The 22,608-nt window shown below is 36.3% G+C and carries 16 protein-coding genes and 5 pseudogenes; 5 read left to right on the forward strand and 16 right to left on the reverse strand.

Annotated elements, in window-relative coordinates:
- Positions 1–63 precede the first annotated feature (63 nt).
- Positions 64–1,413: pseudogene (locus tag CWATDRAFT_RS05825) on the forward strand (NF041680 family putative transposase); the annotation flags it as partial.
- Between the two features lie 237 nt (positions 1,414–1,650).
- On the opposite strand, the gene CWATDRAFT_RS41650 reads toward CWATDRAFT_RS05825, so the two are convergent.
- The 8 genes and pseudogenes from CWATDRAFT_RS41650 to CWATDRAFT_RS05870 all read right to left on the reverse strand — a co-directional run bounded on the left by CWATDRAFT_RS41650 (position 1,651) and on the right by CWATDRAFT_RS05870 (position 8,473).
- Positions 1,651–2,097 (reverse strand): PEP-CTERM sorting domain-containing protein, encoded by a 447-nt coding sequence (locus CWATDRAFT_RS41650; protein ID WP_007304135.1) that lies wholly within the window; start codon positions 2,095–2,097, stop codon positions 1,651–1,653.
- Positions 2,098–2,352: 255 nt separating this feature from the next.
- Positions 2,353–3,838 (reverse strand): annotated as a pseudogene (locus tag CWATDRAFT_RS35540) (IS1380-like element ISCwa5 family transposase).
- A 149-nt stretch (positions 3,839–3,987) separates the two neighbouring features.
- Positions 3,988–4,263: a hypothetical protein gene (locus CWATDRAFT_RS39400; protein ID WP_007304138.1), complete on the reverse strand. Its 276-nt coding sequence runs from the start codon at positions 4,261–4,263 to the stop codon at positions 3,988–3,990.
- A 92-nt stretch (positions 4,264–4,355) separates the two neighbouring features.
- A complete protein-coding gene (locus CWATDRAFT_RS05850; protein WP_007304139.1) occupies positions 4,356–6,170 on the reverse strand; it encodes an ABC transporter ATP-binding protein in 1,815 nt (604 codons plus the stop codon).
- 252 nt (positions 6,171–6,422) lie between these two features.
- The gene (locus CWATDRAFT_RS05855; RefSeq protein ID WP_007304140.1) at positions 6,423–6,764 is read right to left on the reverse strand and encodes a hypothetical protein; all 342 of its coding nucleotides are present in this window, start codon (positions 6,762–6,764) and stop codon (positions 6,423–6,425) included.
- 172 nt (positions 6,765–6,936) lie between these two features.
- Complete coding sequence (locus CWATDRAFT_RS05860) at positions 6,937–7,455, reverse strand: Spy/CpxP family protein refolding chaperone (RefSeq protein WP_007304141.1); 519 nt, start codon at positions 7,453–7,455, stop codon at positions 6,937–6,939.
- Positions 7,456–7,496: 41 nt separating this feature from the next.
- Positions 7,497–7,901 (reverse strand): hypothetical protein, encoded by a 405-nt coding sequence (locus CWATDRAFT_RS05865; RefSeq protein ID WP_007304142.1) that lies wholly within the window; start codon positions 7,899–7,901, stop codon positions 7,497–7,499.
- The gene (locus CWATDRAFT_RS05870; protein ID WP_007304143.1) at positions 7,901–8,473 is read right to left on the reverse strand and encodes a sigma-70 family RNA polymerase sigma factor; all 573 of its coding nucleotides are present in this window, start codon (positions 8,471–8,473) and stop codon (positions 7,901–7,903) included. The genes CWATDRAFT_RS05865 and CWATDRAFT_RS05870 overlap by 1 nt, the downstream gene beginning before the upstream one ends.
- A 130-nt stretch (positions 8,474–8,603) precedes the next feature.
- Between CWATDRAFT_RS05870 and recJ the strand changes: the two genes are divergently transcribed.
- The 4 genes from recJ (at position 8,604) to CWATDRAFT_RS05890 (ending at position 14,322) form a co-directional block, all read left to right on the forward strand.
- Entirely contained in the window at positions 8,604–10,949 is a 2,346-nt protein-coding gene (recJ, locus tag CWATDRAFT_RS05875) for a single-stranded-DNA-specific exonuclease RecJ (protein ID WP_007304144.1), read from the forward strand.
- Positions 10,950–11,226: 277 nt separating this feature from the next.
- Positions 11,227–11,802 (forward strand): L,D-transpeptidase, encoded by a 576-nt coding sequence (locus tag CWATDRAFT_RS05880; RefSeq protein WP_007304145.1) that lies wholly within the window; start codon positions 11,227–11,229, stop codon positions 11,800–11,802.
- Between the two features lie 178 nt (positions 11,803–11,980).
- Positions 11,981–12,679, forward strand: coding sequence for a Mo-dependent nitrogenase C-terminal domain-containing protein (locus CWATDRAFT_RS05885; protein WP_007304146.1), 699 nt, complete (start codon positions 11,981–11,983; stop codon positions 12,677–12,679).
- A gap of 212 nt (positions 12,680–12,891) precedes the next feature.
- Positions 12,892–14,322: a cryptochrome/photolyase family protein gene (locus tag CWATDRAFT_RS05890; protein ID WP_035829368.1), complete on the forward strand. Its 1,431-nt coding sequence runs from the start codon at positions 12,892–12,894 to the stop codon at positions 14,320–14,322.
- A 39-nt stretch (positions 14,323–14,361) separates the two neighbouring features.
- On the opposite strand, the pseudogene CWATDRAFT_RS05895 reads toward CWATDRAFT_RS05890, so the two are convergent.
- The 8 genes and pseudogenes from CWATDRAFT_RS05895 to carB form a co-directional block, all read right to left on the reverse strand.
- A pseudogene (locus tag CWATDRAFT_RS05895) lies at positions 14,362–15,189 on the reverse strand (IS5-like element ISCwa2 family transposase); the annotation flags it as partial.
- Between the two features lie 297 nt (positions 15,190–15,486).
- Positions 15,487–16,983 (reverse strand): annotated as a pseudogene (locus CWATDRAFT_RS05900) (IS66-like element ISCwa4 family transposase).
- Positions 16,984–17,048: 65 nt separating this feature from the next.
- Positions 17,049–18,020, reverse strand: a complete 972-nt coding sequence (locus CWATDRAFT_RS05905) for an AlbA family DNA-binding domain-containing protein (protein ID WP_007304151.1) — start codon at positions 18,018–18,020, stop codon at positions 17,049–17,051.
- Positions 18,021–18,128: 108 nt separating this feature from the next.
- Entirely contained in the window at positions 18,129–18,623 is a 495-nt protein-coding gene (locus CWATDRAFT_RS05910) for an AAA family ATPase (RefSeq protein ID WP_007304152.1), read from the reverse strand.
- Positions 18,613–18,822 carry a hypothetical protein gene (locus CWATDRAFT_RS05915; protein WP_042711211.1) on the reverse strand — a complete coding sequence of 70 codons (210 nt, stop codon included), beginning with the start codon at positions 18,820–18,822 and terminating at the stop codon, positions 18,613–18,615. The genes CWATDRAFT_RS05910 and CWATDRAFT_RS05915 overlap by 11 nt, the downstream gene beginning before the upstream one ends.
- 2 nt (positions 18,823–18,824) lie before the next feature.
- Complete coding sequence (locus CWATDRAFT_RS05920) at positions 18,825–19,016, reverse strand: DUF6887 family protein (RefSeq protein ID WP_007309546.1); 192 nt, start codon at positions 19,014–19,016, stop codon at positions 18,825–18,827.
- Positions 19,013–19,192 (reverse strand): annotated as a pseudogene (locus tag CWATDRAFT_RS41655) (DUF6888 family protein). Before CWATDRAFT_RS41655 ends, CWATDRAFT_RS05920 begins: the two are co-directional and overlap by 4 nt.
- A 74-nt stretch (positions 19,193–19,266) precedes the next feature.
- Positions 19,267–22,512 (reverse strand): carbamoyl-phosphate synthase large subunit, encoded by a 3,246-nt coding sequence (carB, locus tag CWATDRAFT_RS05925; protein ID WP_007304153.1) that lies wholly within the window; start codon positions 22,510–22,512, stop codon positions 19,267–19,269.
- Positions 22,513–22,608: the final 96 nt, after the last annotated feature.

The following is a 22,608-nucleotide window of genomic DNA, read 5'->3' on the forward strand; positions in this document are numbered from 1 at the left end:
TGATTTTCGGACTTTTTAAAACTATGTATTTTTTTATACTACATTTTGAAGTGCGGAATCTGGGTTATAGAATTACTCGATGCCCTCTCCAGTAACCAACAAGCTCACTCAGTCGTTGAATTGTCTCTCAATCCTTTATTTAGAAGAGATTACAACAGTTTATATAGAGGAATTCAATAGTTTTTACCCACTCAAACTGACCCTAATTATGAACAGAGAATTGAGACTTTATTTTCAGCGGTATCGAGAACAATTCCTCCCACTTCAAAACATTATAACTTATTTGGTATTGACACAACTCCCTGTCCACGACCGTTTGCCGAAACGTTAGCGGATAAAACCTTTATTCATTACCCCAATCCAATTAAGGGAAATAAACCCATTAATATTGGACATTGTTATTCCGTTGTCTGCGCTTTACCTGACCAAATAGACACAGAAAAAGTCCCTTGGGCTGTCCCCTTATCAGGAGAGCGAGTCCCCTCTAAACATAAAGGAGTAAATAAAGGCAATCAACAACTAAAAAAAATCTGGCAAAGTTCTTTATTTTCTGATAAATTATCTGTCTTAGTGGCTGATAGTGACTACAGCCAAAAGGATTTTATTGGGGAACAAGTTAAGCATGAAGACGTAGTTACTATTACAAGAGTTAGAAGTGACCGAGTTTTTTATCGTCAATTTATTCGGGACCCAAATCAAGCCAAAACTTCGGGACATCCCCGTTGGTATGGGGATAAATTTGACCTTAAAGATGACCAAACTTGGACTGAACCTGATGAAGTTCATCATGTTCCCTTTACAACGAAAAAAAGTCGTCAATTAACAGTGACTATTTCGGGATGGAAACAGATGTTAATGAGAGGAACTAAAAACTATAAGATGAACAATCACCCCTTTACTTTACTCCAGATTGTTGTCAGAGATCAAGAAAGAAATAGTATTTGGAAACCTATGTGGCTTATTGTTATTGGTTCTCGGCGCGATGAGTTAAGTTTAGTTGATTGTTATCAGTGTTATCGACAACGTTATGACATGGAACATCTTTTTCGATTTGGTAAACAAAGATTATTGATGACATCTTATTTAACTCCCGATGTACATCATGAAGAAAATTGGTTTAAACTAACACTTCTTTCTTATGTAAATTTGTGGGCTGCCAGAAAATTAGCTGTGGTTTTACCCCGTGATTGGGAACAGTATTTGAAGACTAATAAATCCATCAAAATCACCCCTAGTCTAGTTCAAAGAGACTTTTCAAGAATAATTACGACCTTGGGGACTTTCGCCAAATTTCCCAAACGTCGAGGTTTTTCTTCCGGACGTATTAAAGGTTACAAAAAAGCCCCACGAACTCGTCATGATGTTATCAAGAAAGGGAGCAAAAAATCAACTAAAAACTTAAAAGCTCCTTAGTTTTCCTCAGAATCTATAGATTAGCCCTATTTGTCAGCCAATTTTATTGACTGATACAGAGCCGATATTTTGGGATTTTAGTTTAGCGTAAAATATACGCTAACAAACTTTTTTTGTCCAAAGTCCAATAATATTATATAATAATAATAGCTTCCCCCACTTTGAGCAGGGAAAGCTAATCAAAAAATGAAGTTATTTAATGGCCGAGTGAGTCAATAAGATTCAATTAACTTGGCTTTATTTGGTTGCTTTTTTAGCTAATTTACGTTTAAAGCTTGCACCAAAAGCGATCGCAACTCCTGCACCCATAATAGTCAAAGGTTCGGGAACAGGTTCACCATTAAAACCAACTTCTCTTACTTGATGAAAATTAGGTTGTCCTCCTGGTCCATAGAAAGTATTCATTGTTAAAACAACAGACTGGACACCTATATATGGGGAGTCAAAATTAAAAGTTTGTTCAGAGAAACTATCAGCTGCAACACCATCAAAATCATCGCCTATTTTTGTACCACTACCATCCTCTTCAGAATAGAAAGCAATAGAGAATTCTCTTAAACCATCCCCAAGAGCATTCTGACTACCACCACGATCATTCCAAAGAACAAAATCTTCAAGAATATAGGATTGATCCAAGTTCAAAGTAAACTCTAAAGGTAAACTTTGACCGGCACGAACAGACATATAAGCGTTACCCGGATTTCTCACAAATTAATTTGAAAGCCCAATCCAGAGATGAAAAATGATAATTTTTAGGACTAATAGAAATTTTGAATATAGATGAATAAAAAAATTGACTTTGATTATCCAAAAATTGAGTTTAAGAGGGAATAATTATATTAACTTTTGATTTTCTCCACTATAAATAAGACTAAATGAAAGTATCAGTCAGTCAACAACTTATGATAGATATCTTTTTTAAAAAACAACTTATTCTACTTATCCAGTATTAGGAATAGTTTTAATTCTTTTGTTAGCAATAGACAAAATATCTTGATAAGGACAAGCACTAGCTATAGCGATAATAATTCTTCTACAACTAATCTTTATTCTGGCTCCCAACTTAAGAAGATTTAGACGTATTCTTCCCACAGTTGCTTTAGCCAATGAAGTTTTTTTTAAACAGTGTTGACGAAAAGCATTTATGAGAACATAAGCCCAGGAATGTATCCATAATCTTAGTTGATTACTTTGAAATGTTTGAGTTGAAGTTCTATCAGCTAACAAGTCTAATTGTTGTTCTTTAATCCGATTTTCCATCTCGCCTCTCGGACAGTATTTTTTTGTATAAAGTTTTGAGGGTGGAATTTTTGAAGCGGGCAAAGATGTCACCACATGGCGCATTTTTAAGCCATCACTTCCATAACAAACTTTTGTCACTACTTTTCTTTGACAACTCCATGACTTTTCTGTTTTATAACGAATAGAGCGATACCAAGTAGAAATTGGTACTAATTTTTTAACTTCTTCTAAATCTTCTTTTTTCTGAAATAAACTATCCATTAATTCAGTTATTGGAGCTAGTTTTTTTTTCATATTCATGTTTGGCTTTTTCAATTGCATCATCCGCTCGTAACTTAAGAACGCCATTTGTTCCCATAGCTATAACATAATCAACTAAAGGCTGATTTTCACAAAAATAGAAGATTTCTTCACGGGCATAGGCACTATCACCCCTAACTAGGATATGAGTCTCTGACCATTTTTCTCTAATTAGTCCGATAATTCTTTGTAATTCGTCTAAGGCTCCATCGGCTGGATCTACATTAGATGAACGAAGTTTAGCCACTAATAAATGATGCCCACAGAAAATATATAAAGGAGCATAACATACTCCGTGATAATAACTATTAAAAAATGCCCCTTCTTGATTACCATGTACTTGGTCATCCGTGACATCCATATCTAATATAATACTTAAGGGAGGTTTTTTATAAGACTCTAAAAAAAATTCGACAAAAGATTTTTCAATGGCTTCAAAGTTGGGTTCTATTTTATGATAACGACTCGTTTTTTGGTCGAGAATAGTCTCAGGACAATATTCCAATCTATTAATTGTACTTTTTCCAGCTAACCATCCCTTTTTATCTTCAAGTTCATTAAGCTTTTCTAAAGCGATCTTAAGGGCAGGATCGTGACGTAATTTATCATGATCATTGACATCTTCATAGCCTAAAATAATTCCATAAAGCCTTTGTGCTAATAACTCATGAACGGAATGATCTACATAAGATTGATGACGATGATCTTGAAAACAGTTACCAAACTTCTCCGTAATTCCCAGTTTTTTATCCAACTCAGCTATCCAGACAATCCCCGCATCTGAAGTGATTAGTCCCCCATCAAAATTAGCGATTATTTCTTTTCCTTTCTGTTTACTAAAGTTGATTACTTGACGAGGGTTTCGGGGATGACTGGGACTCATTAAATCAGTTTAAGGTAAATTGCTTTAATAATTAAATTATAGCATATTTTATTCTAACAATCTAGTACTATTAGAGATCTTATTAATAATTTTTTTGGAAAAATGAGTGATTGATTTATCTTTTCATCTTTGTCTAATTCGGGTTGATTTTAACTTAAAATCTGACAACAGACTGTTGGTTGGGGAAATCTGCGATCGCTCTGTTCAAACCCACTTCCTGTAAGGCTTCTGTGTTTGGCGATCGCAGATTTTGTGAGAAATTCGGGACCACATTCTACCACTTGACCAGGTAAATTTATGATAGATTTATATAATTCGTAATGAGCCAGCATTTTCGGAATTCGGGTAAGATGACTGGTTAAATAAAAGCCATTTTCATAATCCCATTGTTGCTCAATATCAAAACCAAATAATGTCTTACTCATGATTATCCTCTAATGCTTAATTATTCTTATCCATTGTACCCCTAAACTGTCCGCTTTTCTCATGGTTTTTATCGTTTTTTAGTTGGGGTAGTTCACGACAACTCTCCTGTTTCTTGTAAAGAATGTAAACGGTGATAAATACCTTGATGCTCTAAAAGTTGTTCATGATTTCCTATTTCAACAATTTTTCCCTCATCTAAGACAATAATTTTATCTGCTTCTCGGACGGTACTTAAACGATGGGCAATAATTATGGTTGTTCTTGTGCCTAAAATAGATGACATTGCTAACTGAATTAATCTTTCTGATTCGTAGTCTAAACTAGAGGTTGCTTCGTCAAAAATTAATACATCAGGTTCAACAATTAACGCTCTAGCAATACCAATTCTTTGCCGTTGTCCTCCCGATAAACGCACACCTCTTTCTCCAACAATGGTATAGTAACCTTGAGGAAATTGGGCAATAAATTCATCGACCCTAGAAATTTTACAGGCTTTTTCTACGGCATCAAAACTAACACTTCTGTTACCATAAGTCAAGTTATCTAAGAGGGTTCCATTAAAAATTTCTACCTCTTGGTGAACCATAGCTAACCTTTGCCGATATTGAACCATATCTAAGGTTTTAATATCCTGTCCATCCATTAATATTTTTCCTTGTGTGGGCTGAAAATACCGTAATAATAGTTTAATTAAAGTTGATTTTCCTGACCCTGATTTCCCCACAATAGCAACAGTTTCATGGGGATGTATTAATAACTCTATATCCTTGAGGACACAGTGATTTTCGTGGTAAGCAAACGATAGATTATCAAAGTGAATTTTTCCTGTAAATTGATAGGGTTCATGGTTAATAGATTCTTGAGTTAAAATAGCTGCATCTTTTCCTGACGGAGTATGTAAAAACTCATGAAAGCGAGACATAGAACTATAACGACGAGCAAAAACTTCTGCTAGTTGGGTGATAGGATCTAATTCTGCATAGGCCATACTAGAAACGGTAATTAAGGTAATAAAATGACCCAGAGAAATATGACCATGTACTGTCACAACTAAACTGTAAACAAGGATGAGGAACACCGAAGATTGAATGAATGTTTTTTGCCAAGTTTCTAGTTTTACATATCCCTTATGAATACGGAACAGTACATATTTTAGTTCCCTATCTAATCTTCTATCCTGTCGTTCTAACTCTCGTCTTTCCGTTGCAAAACTTTTAACTGTTTTTATATTAGTTATTAACTCTGAACTAAAACTTTGGGTATTTTCACTATGTTTTTCCAGTAGTTCCTCATTTTCAAGAATTTTGTTTAAACTTCTGATACTAAATCCTAAAATAAGAGTAAAAGAAATTATGAAGATAACAGAAATTTTCCAATCTATTAACAATATTATTACAAAAATACCCAAAACTCTTATAAATTTAGGTATCAACTGTCCAGCGATTTCTGGATAAGTCCATAGCTGGTTTTCTACTCCTTTAGAAATACGATTAGTAATCCTTCCAGGATTATACTCATCATAAAAAGATAAAGGTAGAGTAAGTATTTTTCTTACTGTATTTTTTAACTGTTCCCGACGAACTTTTAAGGCAATTTCCCAGTGAAACCAATCGGTTAACCAGGGTTGAATGGGGGAACGCACTACCGTCACTAAACAGATAATTCCTAATAAAACCCCTAAAGAAAATACTCGATTATTAGGAATATTGGTAACATTAGCTAGAAAATTAACTAAATTTGCTAAGATATTATCGATAGGTTGATAGGAGAGAAGATTAATAATTTGTCCCGTAACATAAGGAACCATTAAATCAAGTATTTCCAATGCTCCAGACAGCAAGATTGTCAAAAGAGCAATTTTTCTATAATTACGGTAGGATTTGAGCAAATCTTGCCAAAAATTCATTTTTTTACTATATTAGTTTATCTTGTAAAAGATATTATTAATGGGTTATTTTTTGTAGGTTAACACAATTTAAGGTTAATTTACCAGGATGAATTATTGATATTTAGAGTTAATTGTAGTTAAAGTATAGCGTTTCTCGGACTCATGAGGTACACCTAATATCGCGCCTCCGAACTCCGAACTCCGAACTCCGAACTCCGAACTCCTAAAACTAGAAAACTCTCTACCTCACAAGTATGAGAAGTGCTATATCTACCTTTCTAATTGATTCATCCGCTTTTCTAAGCCCATGACTCTTTCTTTTAATTCTATAACTAGGGTAGATAATCTTTCAAATAAGGGGTCGCTTCTGCCAATAATTTCACCATCAACTATTTGAGGTGAAGAGTTCAATGGAGGACTATTATTGTTATTATTGGAGCCTTGTCTAAGGTTAGTAACTGCACTTTCTAAGCGACTGACTCTAGCTTGTAAGCGATTAATCTCTCCTCGTAAACGATTTTCAACACTAGCTGAAACTGGATTAATTTGTTGAATGAAAATAACAATTAGTAAGATTATTATAACTAATAAAAGTTGAGTTGTTTTCAGCATTTTTCCCCGTTTTCTACTTAAGAGATATCTCTCCTTTATTCTTTATTGACAATAATTAGGTCTAAAACTCCGCCTTTTAATAGAATCACACAACCTATTAAGGTGGGCGATGCCCACCCTACTTTTCTCCTCCTGGGAGGGGCGGGGGTGGTTAGGGCGAGGGTAGGTAAGGTTAAGGCATTACCCCAGAATTAGGACGATTTCCACCTCTTCCTTGACGACGTTGCTGTAAAAACTGAGCAAGTTTTTGACGTTGCTCTGCTGTTAAAATCTTTCTCATTTCTAACATACTTTCAAAACGTATGTTTCCCATTTGTTGACGAAGATTAGCTATTTCTTGATGCTTACTTCTCAACTGATCTTCTGATGCGTTTCCTTGCATCATTCGATTTAATTCTTGAGCCTTTCCTTGCATTTGTTGTGCTAATGATTGCATTTGAGGGCGATATTTTTTGCGAATCTCACCTAGTTGCTGCATCTGCTGATCACTAAGATTTAATGCTCGTTGAAATTGTTCTGCTCTTGCTCTTCTTCCGGGTTTACCGTCTTCTTCTTCTTCTTGAGCCAAAATTTTTGTTTCAGCAAGTAAGACAGATGAAGAAGGTTCGTGAGAAGAACTAGCTAAGGCCATAGTTCCCCCAACACCAAGGGTTAAAACAGTTACAATTAAGGCAAATTCTCTGTAAATCATGGTTACTCTTACTGGTTACTAATAGATTAAATTGCAAAAAATCAAGGCTGTGAGATTAAATATTGATTACCAATATTATCAGCAGAAATCCATTGATAATAAACGGACTGATTGGAATTTTCCCAAGGAGATGTATTAATAGTTTCTTCCCAGGTACTGATCATAAAAATTTCTGTTTCTGCTGTTTCGATAGTTTCAGATTGATGAACAAATTGTTCATATTCAGAGGGTTTGATAAGATTATAAGCTCCCCAGATACCTAAGATACTTGTTGTAATAATACTGGGAACTAACCATCTTAATCGACTATACTTACGATGTTGAGATTCATGAGAAACCCTCAGATAAATTTGTTTTTCTAAGTCGGAGTCTGCTGGAGGAGGTAAGGGACGATATTGTTGCAGAAAGGAGATTAATTCTCGATCATCTTTAGGGAATTGAGACATTATAAAGCTCCTTGTTCTTTCAAAAACTTACGCATTTGTTTTCGGGCATAAAATAAACGAGATTTGACGGTACCAATGGATAATTCTAGGATCTTAGCAACTTCTTTTTGGGGAACATCTTCCAAGTCGTGTAACACTAAAACAGCACGATGTTCTAAACTTAATGATTGTAAACCTTGTTGGACTAAATCTTGATAATGAAGTCGCATCAAATCTGGTGTATCTTGCGGACGAGATGGCATAATATTCAATATTGTACCATCATCGTTCACAGATAAGTTCTGGGCAAATTTTCGCCGTTTATCTGTGGCAACATTCCAAGTTATACGATACACCCAAGTGGAAAAAGAAGAAGGTTCTTTTAGTTTTGGTAAACCTTTCCACACTCTAAGAAATACCTCTTGTACTAAGTCATCAAGCATTTCACTCCCACATAATTGATAGAGAGTGGCTCTTATCCGTTGTTGATAGCGTCGGTACAATTCCTGGAAGGAAAGAGTATCCCCTTCTTGGCACCGAAGCACTAATTTTGTTTCTGTTGCATTGGCAGGGTTGTCTGCTAACACGCTCATGGTCGCTTTATGACTTAATTCGTGGGTTTAGACTGGAGGCGGTATCAAAAGGTTCAAATGAATTCTTGATGGTATAATAATAACAATAATGGTCAAAATACTCTTAATTTTTCATTAAAAGTAGTTATTAATGGATATAAATCGATACCAGTGGCAAGTTTTACCGATTATTTCTTTACCTTCTTGGTTGGTTGATATTGTTAACAAATATTGTGCTAATTCTCAAGGTACTTATGCTGCTCAACTATTATGGCAGAGGGGTATTAAAACCAAAGAAAAGTTACAAGGTTTTCTAGATAGCGATTATTATCAACCTTTGAGTCCCTGGGAATTTGGTTATGAGATGAAATTAGCCATAAAACGCCTCAAGTTTGCTATGGATAATCAACAAAAAGTAACCATTTGGGGTGATTTCGATGCGGATGGAATTACAGCAACTAGTGTTTTATGGGAGGGACTGGGACAATTTTTTATACCACATCTACAACTTAATTATTACATTCCCAATCGCTCTAAAGAGTCCCACGGTTTAAATATTCCGGGAATTAAAAAATTAGCAGAAGAAGGAACAATATTGATTGTGACTTGTGACACCGGAAGCACTAATTTAGAGGAGATAAATTATGCTAATTCTTTAGGAATTGATATTATTATTACAGATCATCATACTTTACCCGATGAACGCCCTAATGTGATCTCTATTATTAATCCTCGCTATTTTTCTGAGGAGCATCCTTTATTTTCTTTATCTGGTGTTGCCGTAGCTTATAAATTAGTTGAAGCTTTGTATTTAAGCTTTCCAGAAACCCCCAAAAGTCCTTTAGAAAATTTATTAGATTTAGTTGCAATTGGTTTAATTGCTGATTTAGTAGAATTAAAAGGAGATTGTCGTTATTTAGCACAGCAGGGGTTAAAAAAGCTACAACAACAGTTAACTAATACCACTCGTCCAGGGGTTGCCTTTTTACTGAAACTATGTAAAAGAAGCGGCGATCGCCCGACGGATATTTCTTTTGGTATTGGACCTAGAATTAATGCAATCAGTCGCATTCAAGGAGACGCTCATTTTGCGGTAGAATTATTAACCAGTAAAGATGATAAACTATGTAATAAGCTGGCTTTAGAGACAGAATTAGCTAATACTCGCCGTAAGTCTTTACAAAAGGATATTAAGAAAGATGTAGAAAAAAAATTACAAGCGTTAGACTTATCAACTACTCAAGTTATTGTTTTAGAAGATCCCCAATGGCAAAGTGGAGTTTTAGGATTAGTTGCAGGACAAATTGCTCAAGAATACGGTCGTCCCACTATTTTATTAACTACGGCTGAAACAGAAGATATGAGTGCAAATGATATTAAATTGGCTAGAGGTTCCGCCCGTTCTGTTCATAATATTGATTTATATAAATTGGTTGCTTCTCAACAATATTTATTGCATCGTTTTGGGGGTCATCCTTTTGCAGCAGGGTTGAGTTTACCTGTTGAAAATTTATCTTTATTTAGAGAAAGTATTAATCAACAACTGAGACAAGAAATTATTGATATTAATACATTAAGTTCCACTATTACAGCAGATTTAGTAGTAACCGTTTCTCAACTAGGTCAAACTTTATTCAGGGAATTAAAACTATTAGAACCCTACGGAATGGGGAACCCTATTCCTAGATTATTGATTCAAAATTGTTGGTTTGAAGGTTTGGGAAATAGGAACATTAAAGATGCTAAAAATAATAAGATTCAATATATAAAAACCAAGTTTAATATTTATGATCGTTCCGTTGAGCAGGGTTTTCCTGGTATTTGGTGGGAACATTATCAAGAAGAATTACCCCAAGGTCAAGATAAGCTATGTGATGCTATTGTGGAACTGGATTATAATACCTACGGACAAGGTAGGTATGAGGTGCGTTTAATCGAACTTAGAGAAAGTTTAAAGGTTGCAGAAAATCAGCCCCTACAAACAACTCAAATTAGTTTAATAGACTACAGAAATCAAGATAAAGTTACGGAAATAGACTTAGAAATAGAACAATTGAATACTTGTCCTATTAGCTGGCATAAATTACAAAAGAAGTACCAAGAAAGTTTAAAGAATCAACACGACTTAGCTTTAACTTATGGTTATGATCAGGAATTTAAGTCCTCAGAAATTATCAAAAAATTAATCGGTATTGCTAAATATATTAACCGTACTCAGAAAGAGATAAGAAAAGAACAATTAAAAGAAAAATTATTGTTAAGCGATCGCACCCTGAATTTAGCCTTAGAATTTTTAGGGAAAATCGGCTTTTTAATCACTGATAATTCCGAAACCATTGAAATTAAAAACATAACCGATCAATCAGAAGATTATAATCTCTCAAAAAGAAAGTTTTTAGACACCCTTAAAGAAGAACATTTTAAAAGAAAATATTTTACTAAAATTCCCATAGAAACCTTACAAAAATTACTAATTTATGAAAATTTGAACCCATAAAATTGAGTTAATCAACAAATCAGTAAACCGTCACCCCGTCACCCCATCACCCCGTCACCTTTTTCAGACCTTGACAATTTTTAAATTTATTTTAAGATTGTACGGGAAACAAAAAACTTTATAAAACAACTTTTTCACTCTTGACGAAAAACAAGTATTAAGAGAGTGCTAATTTTGGGGAACCATCTTTTAAAGCACTTCTAGAATACAGGTAAGTTATCTTACTCTTCTTCTTTTTTTACTTAAACATTCGTCGTTTTAACGCGAATTGACAACTATGAAATTAACTCTTTCTGTACTCACACTCACCCTTATTAGTGGCAGTTTACTCTTACCCATAGAAGGTATCAACAAACAAGCGATCGCCTCCGAGGGAACAACTCCTGAAACCCCTCCCACAGAATTACCAGTTACTTCTCCTGTAGAAGAAGCTGCTATTCCCACTGCTCCAGAAAACAACCAAACCCTGGCCACACACGTAGTTCTTAACCTAAAAGAACGTCGGGTTTATGTTTATCAAGATGATCAAGTTATTGCCAACTATCGAGTTGCCATTGGTCGGCCTGGATGGGAAACCCCCAAAGGCAACTTTTCTGTGATTCAAATGGTAGAAGATCCCCAATGGAAAAACCCCTGGAATGGTCGAGTTAGCGCACCTGGTCCCAATAGTCCTTTAGGAGAACGTTGGATTGGTTTTTCGAGAGAAGGGGGTAAATATATCGGATTTCACGGAACCCCTGGAGAACACGTCATGGGACAAGCGGTTTCTCATGGTTGCGTTAGAATGCGCAACCGAGACGTTAAAGAGTTGTATGAATTAGTACAAAACGGAATTCCCGTGATTGTTCAATAAATTATCAGGGTTAGTCAGAGAAAAAGCTAAACTTAAAGAAGGGAACATAAAATTTCTGGGGGTCAAAAAAACAAACACAAATATAGATAGAAATCATTAGTGTTTGCCTTTTCTTTCCTCAGAAGCAATACGTTCCCCGTGGCTAACCTAAACATAAAAAGTTGACGATAAAATTCTTATGGCAAGTCTAGCGCAATCTCCATACACAAAAAAACAAATTTCGGCTTGGTTGAGAGGTTTATTGACCATTGCTTGGTGTGATGGGGACTATGACCCCCAAGAACAAAAGTTAATTGCAGATTTAACCAAAGATTTAGCTATCGATGATCAAGAAACCTCTATCTACAAATCCATCGAACCAGAGGAATTGGCTGATATTTTAGGGGATGACCCCACAACAGGGGAAAACTTTTTGAGGACTGCGGTTTTAGTGGCTATCGCCGACGGAATTTATTCTGCGCCGGAGGCTGAACTCTTATATCAATATAGCGATGCTTTAGGGCTAAAAATAGGGGCATTACACTCTTTAGAATATACTCTATGTAAACTCGATGAAGATCATCCCCAAGCCCAAGAAATGGGGAACTCAGCCCCTTTAGTGAGTCCTCCCCAGCCTCACCCAGATTTACTGCATCCTCTCAAAGATTGGTTAGACGGGATGGAGATTCACGATCCCAGTTTAGCCCGATTTATTTGTAAGATGATTCCCCCTCAATGTCCCTTTGAGAGAGATATTAAACTTTTTGGTCATAAAGTCGTTCATATTCCCCCTTTATGTAAGCTTAACCCTTTATACGAGCAGTTAGTTGGCTTAAGATTTCGGGCATTATCTTATTTAGCTGATGACTGCAAGGAAGATATTTCCGAGTTTATTTGAATCGAACCATATCTACCTTTGATGTTATCTTGAGATAACGCATTTATTGGCCCTGTTAATTCATTGTAGGGCGGTCTAAGTTGTAGATGCAAGATATCACTCGTAGGGTGGGTAATGTCTCAACAGACTTTAAAATAGTCAACAGTTGGGTTGTTATTTTGCCCACCTTGTTAATTGTTAATTGTACATTGTTGAACTATAATCTTTCTTCTATGACTAATAGTGTAATTTTTTGGCATCGTCGTGACTTAAGAGTATCCGATAATATTGGACTTTCTAAAGCTTATCAACACAGTTCTAAATTAGTCGGTTTATTCTGTTTAGACACAGATATTTTAAATCAAGATAATGTTGCACCTGCGAGAATAACTTATATGTTAGGGTGTTTACAAGACTTACGAGAAAGTTATCAACAGTTAGGTGGTCAATTATTAATTTTTCAAGGAAACCCCACACAAATTATACCTCAAGTTGCCGATGCTTTAAAGGTTGATTGTGTTTTCTGGAATAATGACGTTGAACCCTACAGCAAAAAACGGGATAATCAAGTTATTGAAGCTTTACAAGAAAGAGGTATTCATTCACAAACCTATTGGGATCAATTATTACACGCACCAGGAGATATTCTCACTAAAAGTAATAATGCTCCCTATAAAGTTTATACCCCTTTTTGGCGTAGTTGGCTCAAAGAAGAAAAAGCTAATATTGCTCAAGCTCTTGGAAAATTAGAAAGTTTAAGCGAAGAAGAAATAAATACAGTTAAAAACTTAGGAATAATTGATTTACCCACAGCCAAGGACTTAGGTTATAGTTGGGATGCACCCTTGATTTTAGAACCTGGAGAAACAGCAGCTAAAGAACAACTTAATTACTTCTGTGATAGTTTGATTTATAATTATCAAGAACAAAGAAATTATCCTGGTATTAATGGAACTTCTACCCTGAGTCCGGCTTTCAAATTTGGTGTGATCGGTATTCGTGAGGTTTGGCAAGCAACCCTTTCAGCTTATGAAAATACCTATAGTGATGAAGCAAGGGAAAATATACAAACTTGGCAACAAGAAATTGCTTGGCGAGAATTTTATCAACATTGTATGTACTTTTTCCCTGAGTTAGCAACTGGACCCTATAGACAAGAATTTAAAGACTTTTCTTGGGATAATAATGAACAACATTTTCAAGCTTGGTGCGAAGGAAAAACGGGTTATCCTATAGTTGATGCTGCTATGAGACAGTTAAACGAAACCGGATGGATGCACAACCGATGTCGCATGATTGTTGCTAGTTTTTTGACTAAAGATTTAATTATAAATTGGCAATGGGGAGAAAAATATTTTATGCAAAAATTGATCGATGGAGACTTATCTGCTAATAATGGAGGGTGGCAATGGAGTGCATCGAGTGGTATGGACCCGAAACCTTTGCGCATATTTAACCCTGCTAGTCAAGCACAAAAATATGACCCTGATGGGGAGTACATTCGTTTATGGGTTCCTGAAATAAGTTCTCTTGATACAGAATATTTAGTAACCGGAAAAATACCACCTTTAGAAGCGCATAGTTGTGGTTATCTTCAACCTATTGTCGATCATAAACAGCAACAACGAGAGTTTAAAGAACGATATAAACAGATTAAAAATTAGTTAGTTAATTAGGGTTTGCTGAAAAAGTTTCTCCAAAATTTATGCCACTTTTGACCAAGAATTTTCTGACAAATCAATAAGTTTTAGTACATAAAAATTGTTTAAAGTATAATCAAAATTAATGAAAGGCGGTTTGATGAGTTCCCCTGTTCTATTATTAGTAAATAAGGACAAAAAAAGCGACAAAAACTGCCTCAGAAGTTTAGAAAGATTGACAACTAAAAATGTAATAGCAATAGATGTAATGGAGGTTTCAGGGAGTTTTGTCATCACGAGATTTAGGCTAAATCTTCGTTTAGCTTGTCCAAACTTTCCCTCAATAGCATTACGGAAGCATTCATCGGAGTGGGCTTGTTTCTTTTCTTCTTCACTGACATTTTTCGGAGGTCTTCCTAACTTCGGACCACTGATTCTTATCCCTCTTTCCTTACACCAATTTCTGTTTTCCCTAGTTCGATAAATTTTATCTACATGGACGGATTCGGGATAATAGCCAAACGTTTCTTTATACTTTTCTACTTGTTCTTTTAAATGACAAGATTCATTGAAGTTTTCCCAACTTATTTTGTCTAGAAACACATAGTTATCTACACAGCTTACTGAGAGTTTAGCTCCAAACTCTATTGGTTTTCCTGCTTTTCCCCTCACTATTGGACGAATATGCGGTTGAGTTAAACTTACAATTCTTTGAGGAACACTCTGGGTCTTATTCTCCCACATTGACTGTTGTTGTTCATAAACTTTTTTGACAGTCTCTAGACAATTTTTCTGTCTTTTACTCAGATTTTCCAGGGAAGCCCCAGCTTGAATTAAGTCTTCTATATTTCCTAAATTTTTCTTAAGGTATTTTAACTGTTTCGTAACTGCTCACCGCAACAAAAAAGTCTTATTGAAAAGCACTACAAACAACATCAGTTGAGTCAACAAAAATATAAGCCCTGTGATTTAGCGTAAAATTTAAGCTAATTTATTACGGCTATTTTAATGACTAACATTCCCAGAATCAAGTCTTTTAAAAACCTCAAATAAAAACAACAATATGAGAAAAAAAAGAATAGTAAGATAGTTTTTTGTTAGCGGAGATTATCCGCTAACCTTGTTTATTTTTGTGCAGAGAGATAGGGGGATCAAGAAAAATCTATCCCCCATCGGCTCCGGAGCCTTTTACATCTCTAATCCTGGGGGACTCCGACCAGCTAATGAAAATAATTCGCATAATTGGACAATGGCATTTTGCCCCTGTAATCTCATGGTCTCTAAAAAACTGAACATTTGGGTGACTAACTCTGCACCCCAGTCGCTTCTTGCTCCCCCACTTACTTTGCGGTGAATGACAATGGGACGTAAAGCTCTCTCAGCATCATTATTATCTGGTTTGACTTCAGGATAAGTTAGAAAGGTGAACCACTCTTCCCAATGACGTTTGAGACGGTTAATCAATCTTTGTGCATCATAAGGCTATCCTTTTTTGGGAGTTGCTTTAAAAATCTTTTGCAGTGAGTTCTCGACTTCTGTTCTTTTGGAGCCTAAGTCTTCAAGGGTTAAATTTCGAGCATGATAATGACGATAATGGATACGGGCGGTTGCTAAAACTTGCTGTACATCGGCAGCAAATTCTCGATTCGCTTGAAAACGACTGGTTTTAAGGGACTCTAACTCTCGTTCTAAATGTGCCAGACATTTCTGTTTGGCCATCGCACTTTGTCTAAAGTAGGCACTATAGCAGTCACTGGTGAGGATGCCCTTAAAATCTGCTCCTAACAATTTCTCGACTTCTGCGGAGCTTCTAGTGGGAGCCAACATCAACACACAGACCTCATTTGATGTGGCTACCCAAACCCAATACTTGATGCCATCGATGCAATAACTGGTTTCGTCAACACATCGGATTCCTGGCTGCTGGATGTACTTTAACCACTGTTGGGTCAAGGGTTCTAAACTTTCTTGAAACCATTTGTGCATTTTGGCAAGGCTCCCTTGAGAAATGGGAATGCCAAAGACATACTCTATAAAATGTTCCTGTTTACGCCATGTAAGATTACCCCCATAGCCAAGCCAGCCCACGATGCTACTTAATCGCGCCCCATAACGGAATCCTTCTTTAACTCCCAATGGAACAGGACTGTAATCTGACCATCCACAACTAGGACATTTATAGAATCCGCGACGATATTCCCTGATTTCTATGGGTTGGTCTACTACTTCAGCCACTTGCTGGACTTTTTCGGGAACTACTTCATCTCGTTCCACTGAACCCCCACAAACAGGACAGTTTTCTAGTTCTAAAGGGACTATCTTATCGGGCTGACCAAAACCATTACGGGTCTTCCCTAGGTGGTCATATTTTGGTCCGCGTTTAAATCCTTTTTTGCGTTTCTTTTTGTCAGAAGGCTTTTTTAGTTGGTCTGATGATGGGGGGACTGAACTGTTTTTTGAGTTACGGTTTTTTAGCTTATCTCTCTCTTCTTTCAATTTTTCAATTTCTTGCTGTTGTGTAGAGATTTGTTGTTGTTGCTGGTCAATCAGTCTTTGTTGAAGAGATAACTGTTGTTGTGCCTTGACTAGCCACTCAATCATGAAGACATTGTTCGCCAACTGTTCATCGGCGATAGCTCTAACTAGCTTTGAATCAATGGTAGCATTTGTGGTCATAACCCCCACTATACATAAAAATCCCCGATTTTACCTTTATGTTGTCAAGACAGATTCTTTATTGCGGTGAGCAATTACGTGAAATCATTCATTAAACTGGACAACTTTAGATATCTTTTAAGTCCTTGAATCAGAGTATTTTCATAACATTGATAGATAAAATAAGAATTTTTTTGGGGTGAAAAACTAGAAAAATCAGTGCTTATAGCTTCGATAATACGATTTCTAAATATTTGAGTATATGAAATGTAAGAGTTGTTCTCATAACTCTCGTTAAATATTAAATATCCCTCTAAATTGTATTTACGTTTAAAACCGCTATAATTTTCATAATCTAAGGGTGTAAATAATGAGGTATACTCACAATTATTCTGACGATAAATTTTGTCAATATCACTAATACTTATTGAAGAACTCAAATCAAAAGCATTCAAAGGAATTAAATGTAAAACTAATTGTGCATCTTTTTCTAAAATTATTGGAGTTTCTTCAGCAATAATCATACTGAGACGTTCCCGACGAAAATCACGAATTCTATCGATCAAACCTTGAGAAACTGTAAATGATGTTCTAATTTCATCTACATCTAACTGATATTTACCTCCCGAATTACGAGAATAGAAACGGGACGAATTCTTATAAGTTACCATGTGAGGTAAAGCAAAACTGCGAGGAATATCAATGATGATTACATAATTATTATTTCTTAGCTGAATAGGTTGTATTCTTATCCCAGGAATACGAGGAGAAATACCATCACGAAGTATATTATCAAGACGTAAAATTTCCTTATCGATATCATTAGTTTCTATACCATCTATTTTAATAGCAATACCTTTATCTTCTGTAATTCCAAAAATTAAATTTCCACCAGACGCATTAGCAAAAGATGAAACATCATACAAGAATTCTTTTTTCTCAGCATCGCTATTTCCTGATAATTTCTCTTTATAATCTAATGTTTTTGCTTCTGCTACCCCATTATCAATTAATTCTTGTAAATCACTTTCAGTAATTTTATCTAAAGATTTTCCATTTAATAACATCTTAATATTCCTAGTATAGTCACTATCTAAATAATAACAAATACATTTAAAATTGTTTTGTGTCAGCTACAGCAGCAGCAATAACATCATCAGTTACCCCATGTTTTCTTAAACTCTTAATGAATGAGAAAAACGTTCTATAATATCATCTAGATTTAATATTTCATCAGTGAGTAAATGTAACCATCTTCTAGCTGATATTCTTTCTAGATTAGGGATTACTTCATCAATTATACTAATTGGAAAGCTTCTATCAGAACCTAAATATTTGGCTTTTGATTTATATTCAAAAGACTCAATCTTGTTATTTGTGCCGTTTTTTAATAGAGAGAAACGGAAAGATTTTCTCATTACATCTTCTATCTGTTTAGGTAAGATAACAAGATGTGTATAATCATCAAAAAATATAGTTAATTTTTCAAAAGGAATTGCTCTTAGTTCTGAATACTTTGAATTAAAAAATCCATTAACAAGTCTTAATACTGTAGTTTTTCCTACGCCATTTTTACCATGAAGGATAGTAATACGATCTGACATATTTAGAGATATTTCATGATCAAAAATCCCAAACAGTTTATTAACAATTATTTTTTCAATTCTCATGTTTTTGTTCCCTATCTATCTTATTTTTACTTGTTTTCTTCTCTTGAGTTTTGGCACTAACTTTAGTAGCTTTTGACCAAAATTCTAGATCGGTTTCAGGTGCATCAGAAAAGTTGATTTCACCATCATAAATTGCTCGTATTTGTACTAATTCTTCATCGGAAGGTTGATAAGGATTTGATAATTTACGAATAACCATAATTATTTTTCTTTTAAATGATTAGTAACAACTTGATCAATTTCTTGGGGAGAAAGAGAATTAGAATATACTTGAGTAGAAGGATTAGATTTTAAACGATCTACATAAATATAAAACGCCTCTTTGTCCTCTTGATGAGTAATAACATATTGACGTAATTGATCTTTGCTCATGTTATTAAAATCTGGTTTCATGTTAAAAACTCCCAATCTCCATTACGATTAATTAATATCTGAATATCATTACCTGCCAAAATAAATAATTAACCGTCTCTTTCATCAAGACGTACTAAATAAATTGGCTGATAAGTATTGGTTAAGGACTGACATAAATAAATACATTTTTGTCCTTGTTCATTGGTGGGTAAAATTTTATCTTACCTCCTATACTTGATGATAGCTTAATGATATAACAAAAAGGTGGGCATTGCCCACCCTACGAATGTTAGGAAATATAGTCTTGCAACGCTTTAACTTCCAAGGGTTCTGTTTGTAAAGAACGAATGGCTGCAACAGTTGCTTTTGCCCCTGCTATAGTGGTAATAATGGGTAATTTATAGTCTAAAGCAGTGCGACGAATGCGACGACCATCGGCGTGTGAATCTTCTCCACTGGGGGTATTAATAATAAATTGAATCTGTTTATTTTTGATCCAATCTATCACATGGGGACGACCTTCGTGGAGTTTTAAAACTACTTCTACCCCTTCTATTCCGTTCTCTTCTAAAACTTTTTGTGTCCCAGATGTTGCCACTACTTTAAATCCTAAATCAACTAAATCTTTCACCACGGGAACCGTTGAAATTTTGTCCCGATCGCTCATAGAAACAAAGACAGTTCCTTCGGTAGCTAAATCAACCCCGGCTGCAATTTCTGCCTTAGCAAACGCCTTACCAAAGTCCTCATCTATTCCCATTACTTCACCCGTAGAACGCATTTCGGGACCTAACAAAGTATCTGCACCGGGGAATTTTTGGAAGGGTAAAACCGCTTCTTTGACAGCAATATGACGGGGAACAAATTCTTCGGTTATTCCCAACTCTTCTAAGGTTTTTCCTGACATTACCAAAGAAGCAATTTTTGCTAAAGGACGGCCAGTTGCTTTGGAAACATAGGGAACCGTTCGAGACGCGCGGGGGTTCGCTTCTAAAATGTAAACTTGTTCCCCTTGAACCGCATATTGAATATTCATTAAACCGACAACTTTTAAACTATTCGCAAGCTGAGTTGTCCAAGTACGAATAGTCTCGATAGCATTGCTTGAAAGAGTGGTAAAAGGAACCGAACAAGCAGAGTCTCCAGAGTGTACCCCTGCTTGTTCAATATGTTCCATAATGCCACCAATAACCACTTTTCCAGTAGCATCACACAATGCGTCTACATCCACTTCGATCGCATTTTGAAGGAACTTATCAATTAAAATAGGGTGATCCGGTTCAACCTGTACTGCATAAGTCATATACCGTTCCAACTCTTCATCAGAATAAACGATCTCCATCGCGCGTCCTCCCAATACATAGGAAGGACGTACTACCACAGGATAACCAATACGAGAAGAAACCACCGCAGACTCTTCATAACTGCGCGCAATACCATTAGGAGGTTGTTTAATATTGAGATCATTGAGTATCTTTTCAAACCGTTCCCGATCTTCTGCTGTGTCGATAGAGTCGGGAGAGGTTCCCCATATTTTAGTTTGTACGGGACATTCGGGACTATCGAGGTATGTCTGCAAGGGGACAGCTAACTTTAAGGGAGTTTGTCCACCAAACTGAATAATAACCCCCACCGGGTTCTCGGTTTCGATGATGTTTAAAACATCTTCTTTGGTCAATGGTTCAAAATATAAGCGATCGCTAGTATCATAATCCGTAGAAACGGTTTCCGGGTTAGAGTTAACCATGATGGTTTCAAACCCTGCGTCACTGAGGGAAAAAGACGCATGACAACAACAGTAGTCAAACTCGATCCCTTGGCCGATGCGGTTGGGGCCTCCTCCTAAGATCATCACCTTCTTTTTCTCAGTAACAGTCACTTCTGTTTCTTCGGGTTCGTAGGTGGAATAATAATAAGGGGTATACGCTTCAAACTCAGCAGCGCAAGTATCCACTACTTTATAAACAGGAATGATCCCTAAACCCTTACGATAGTTTCTTACCTCATCTTCTGTGGTTTTCGTAGCAAAAGCTATCTGGCGATCGCTGAACCCTTTTTGTTTAATAGCGCGCAGATCAGACGCTGTAATATCATTTAAGTTGGTTTGTTTGAGAACTTTTTCCGTTTCGATGATGTCCTGTAACTTATCCAAAAACCAGATATCTATTGCTGTCAACTCATGAATTTCTTCTGGTGTCATGCCTAATCTCATGGCATGATAGATACTGTAAACTCGTTCCGGGTTGGGAGTGCGTAAGTTAGAGCGAACTTGGGATAGAGAGGGTAAGGTTTCTGTGCGATCGCAGCCAAACCCATAGCGTCCGGTTTCTAGGGATCTTAAAGCTTTTTGGAAGGACTCTTGAAAAGTGCGTCCGATGGCCATTGCTTCCCCCACAGACTTCATCTGGGTAGTTAAAATAGCTTGGGAACCAGGAAACTTTTCAAAGGCAAAACGAGGTATCTTTGTTACCACATAGTCAATGGTGGGTTCAAAGGATGCGGGGGTTTGTTTCGTTATATCGTTGTTTATTTCATTGAGGGTGTAACCCACTGCTAACTTAGCGGCAAACTTAGCAATAGGGAACCCTGTCGCTTTCGATGCTAAGGCAGAAGATCGAGAGACACGGGGGTTCATTTCGATGACGATCACATCCCCATTAAGAGGGTTAACAGAGAACTGAATGTTAGATCCACCGGTTTCTACACCAATCTCTCTTATAATAGCTTGGGAATAGTCTCTTAATCTTTGATACTCTTTATCCGTCAAAGTTTGCGCAGGTGCAACGGTTATAGAGTCCCCAGTATGTACCCCCATAGGGTCAAAGTTTTCGATGGAACAGATAATGACCACATTATCCGCTAAGTCTCGCATTACTTCTAGTTCGTATTCCTTCCACCCTAATAGAGACTTTTCCACTAAAATTTGAGATACAGGGGACGCATCGATACCAAACTGCGCCATTTCCTCAAATTCTTCTTGGTTATAAGCAATACCTCCTCCTGTCCCTCCTAAAGTGAAAGCAGGACGTATAATCAAGGGGTAAGATCCTATTTCTTCGCCGATCGCTTTAGCTTCTTTGAGGGTACTAGCGATACCAGAAGGGCAGACAGGAACTCCGATCTTGTTCATTGCTTCTTTAAACAAGTCCCGATCTTCTGCCTTTTTAATAGCGGGTAATTTTGCCCCGATCAGTTCTACATTATACTTATCCAAAACGCCATTTTTTGCCAACGCTACGGCAACATTAAGGGCAGTTTGTCCTCCCATTGTAGGTAATAACGCATCGGGACGTTCTTTGGCAATCACCTTTTCTACCATATCCGGGGTGAGGGGTTCGATATAGGTGCGATTGGCCATTCCTGGATCGGTCATAATAGAAGCAGGGTTAGAGTTGACCAATACTACCTCATAGCCTTCTTCTCGTAGTGCTTTACAGGCTTGAGTACCAGAATAGTCGAATTCGCAAGCTTGGCCAATAACAATGGGGCCTGCACCCAAAATTAAGATTTTCTTTAGGTCTTCACGGCGTGGCATAAGCGTTCTTGTAGAGTTAGATAGAATAAACCGAACTTATTTTATAGTCTGTCCTTCCCTTTCTTCTTGTAATCTAATCCTTTATTTAGGTTTAAG

It is taken from the genome of Crocosphaera watsonii WH 8501 (genome assembly GCF_000167195.1).
Lineage (GTDB): Bacteria > Cyanobacteriota > Cyanobacteriia > Cyanobacteriales > Microcystaceae > Crocosphaera > Crocosphaera watsonii.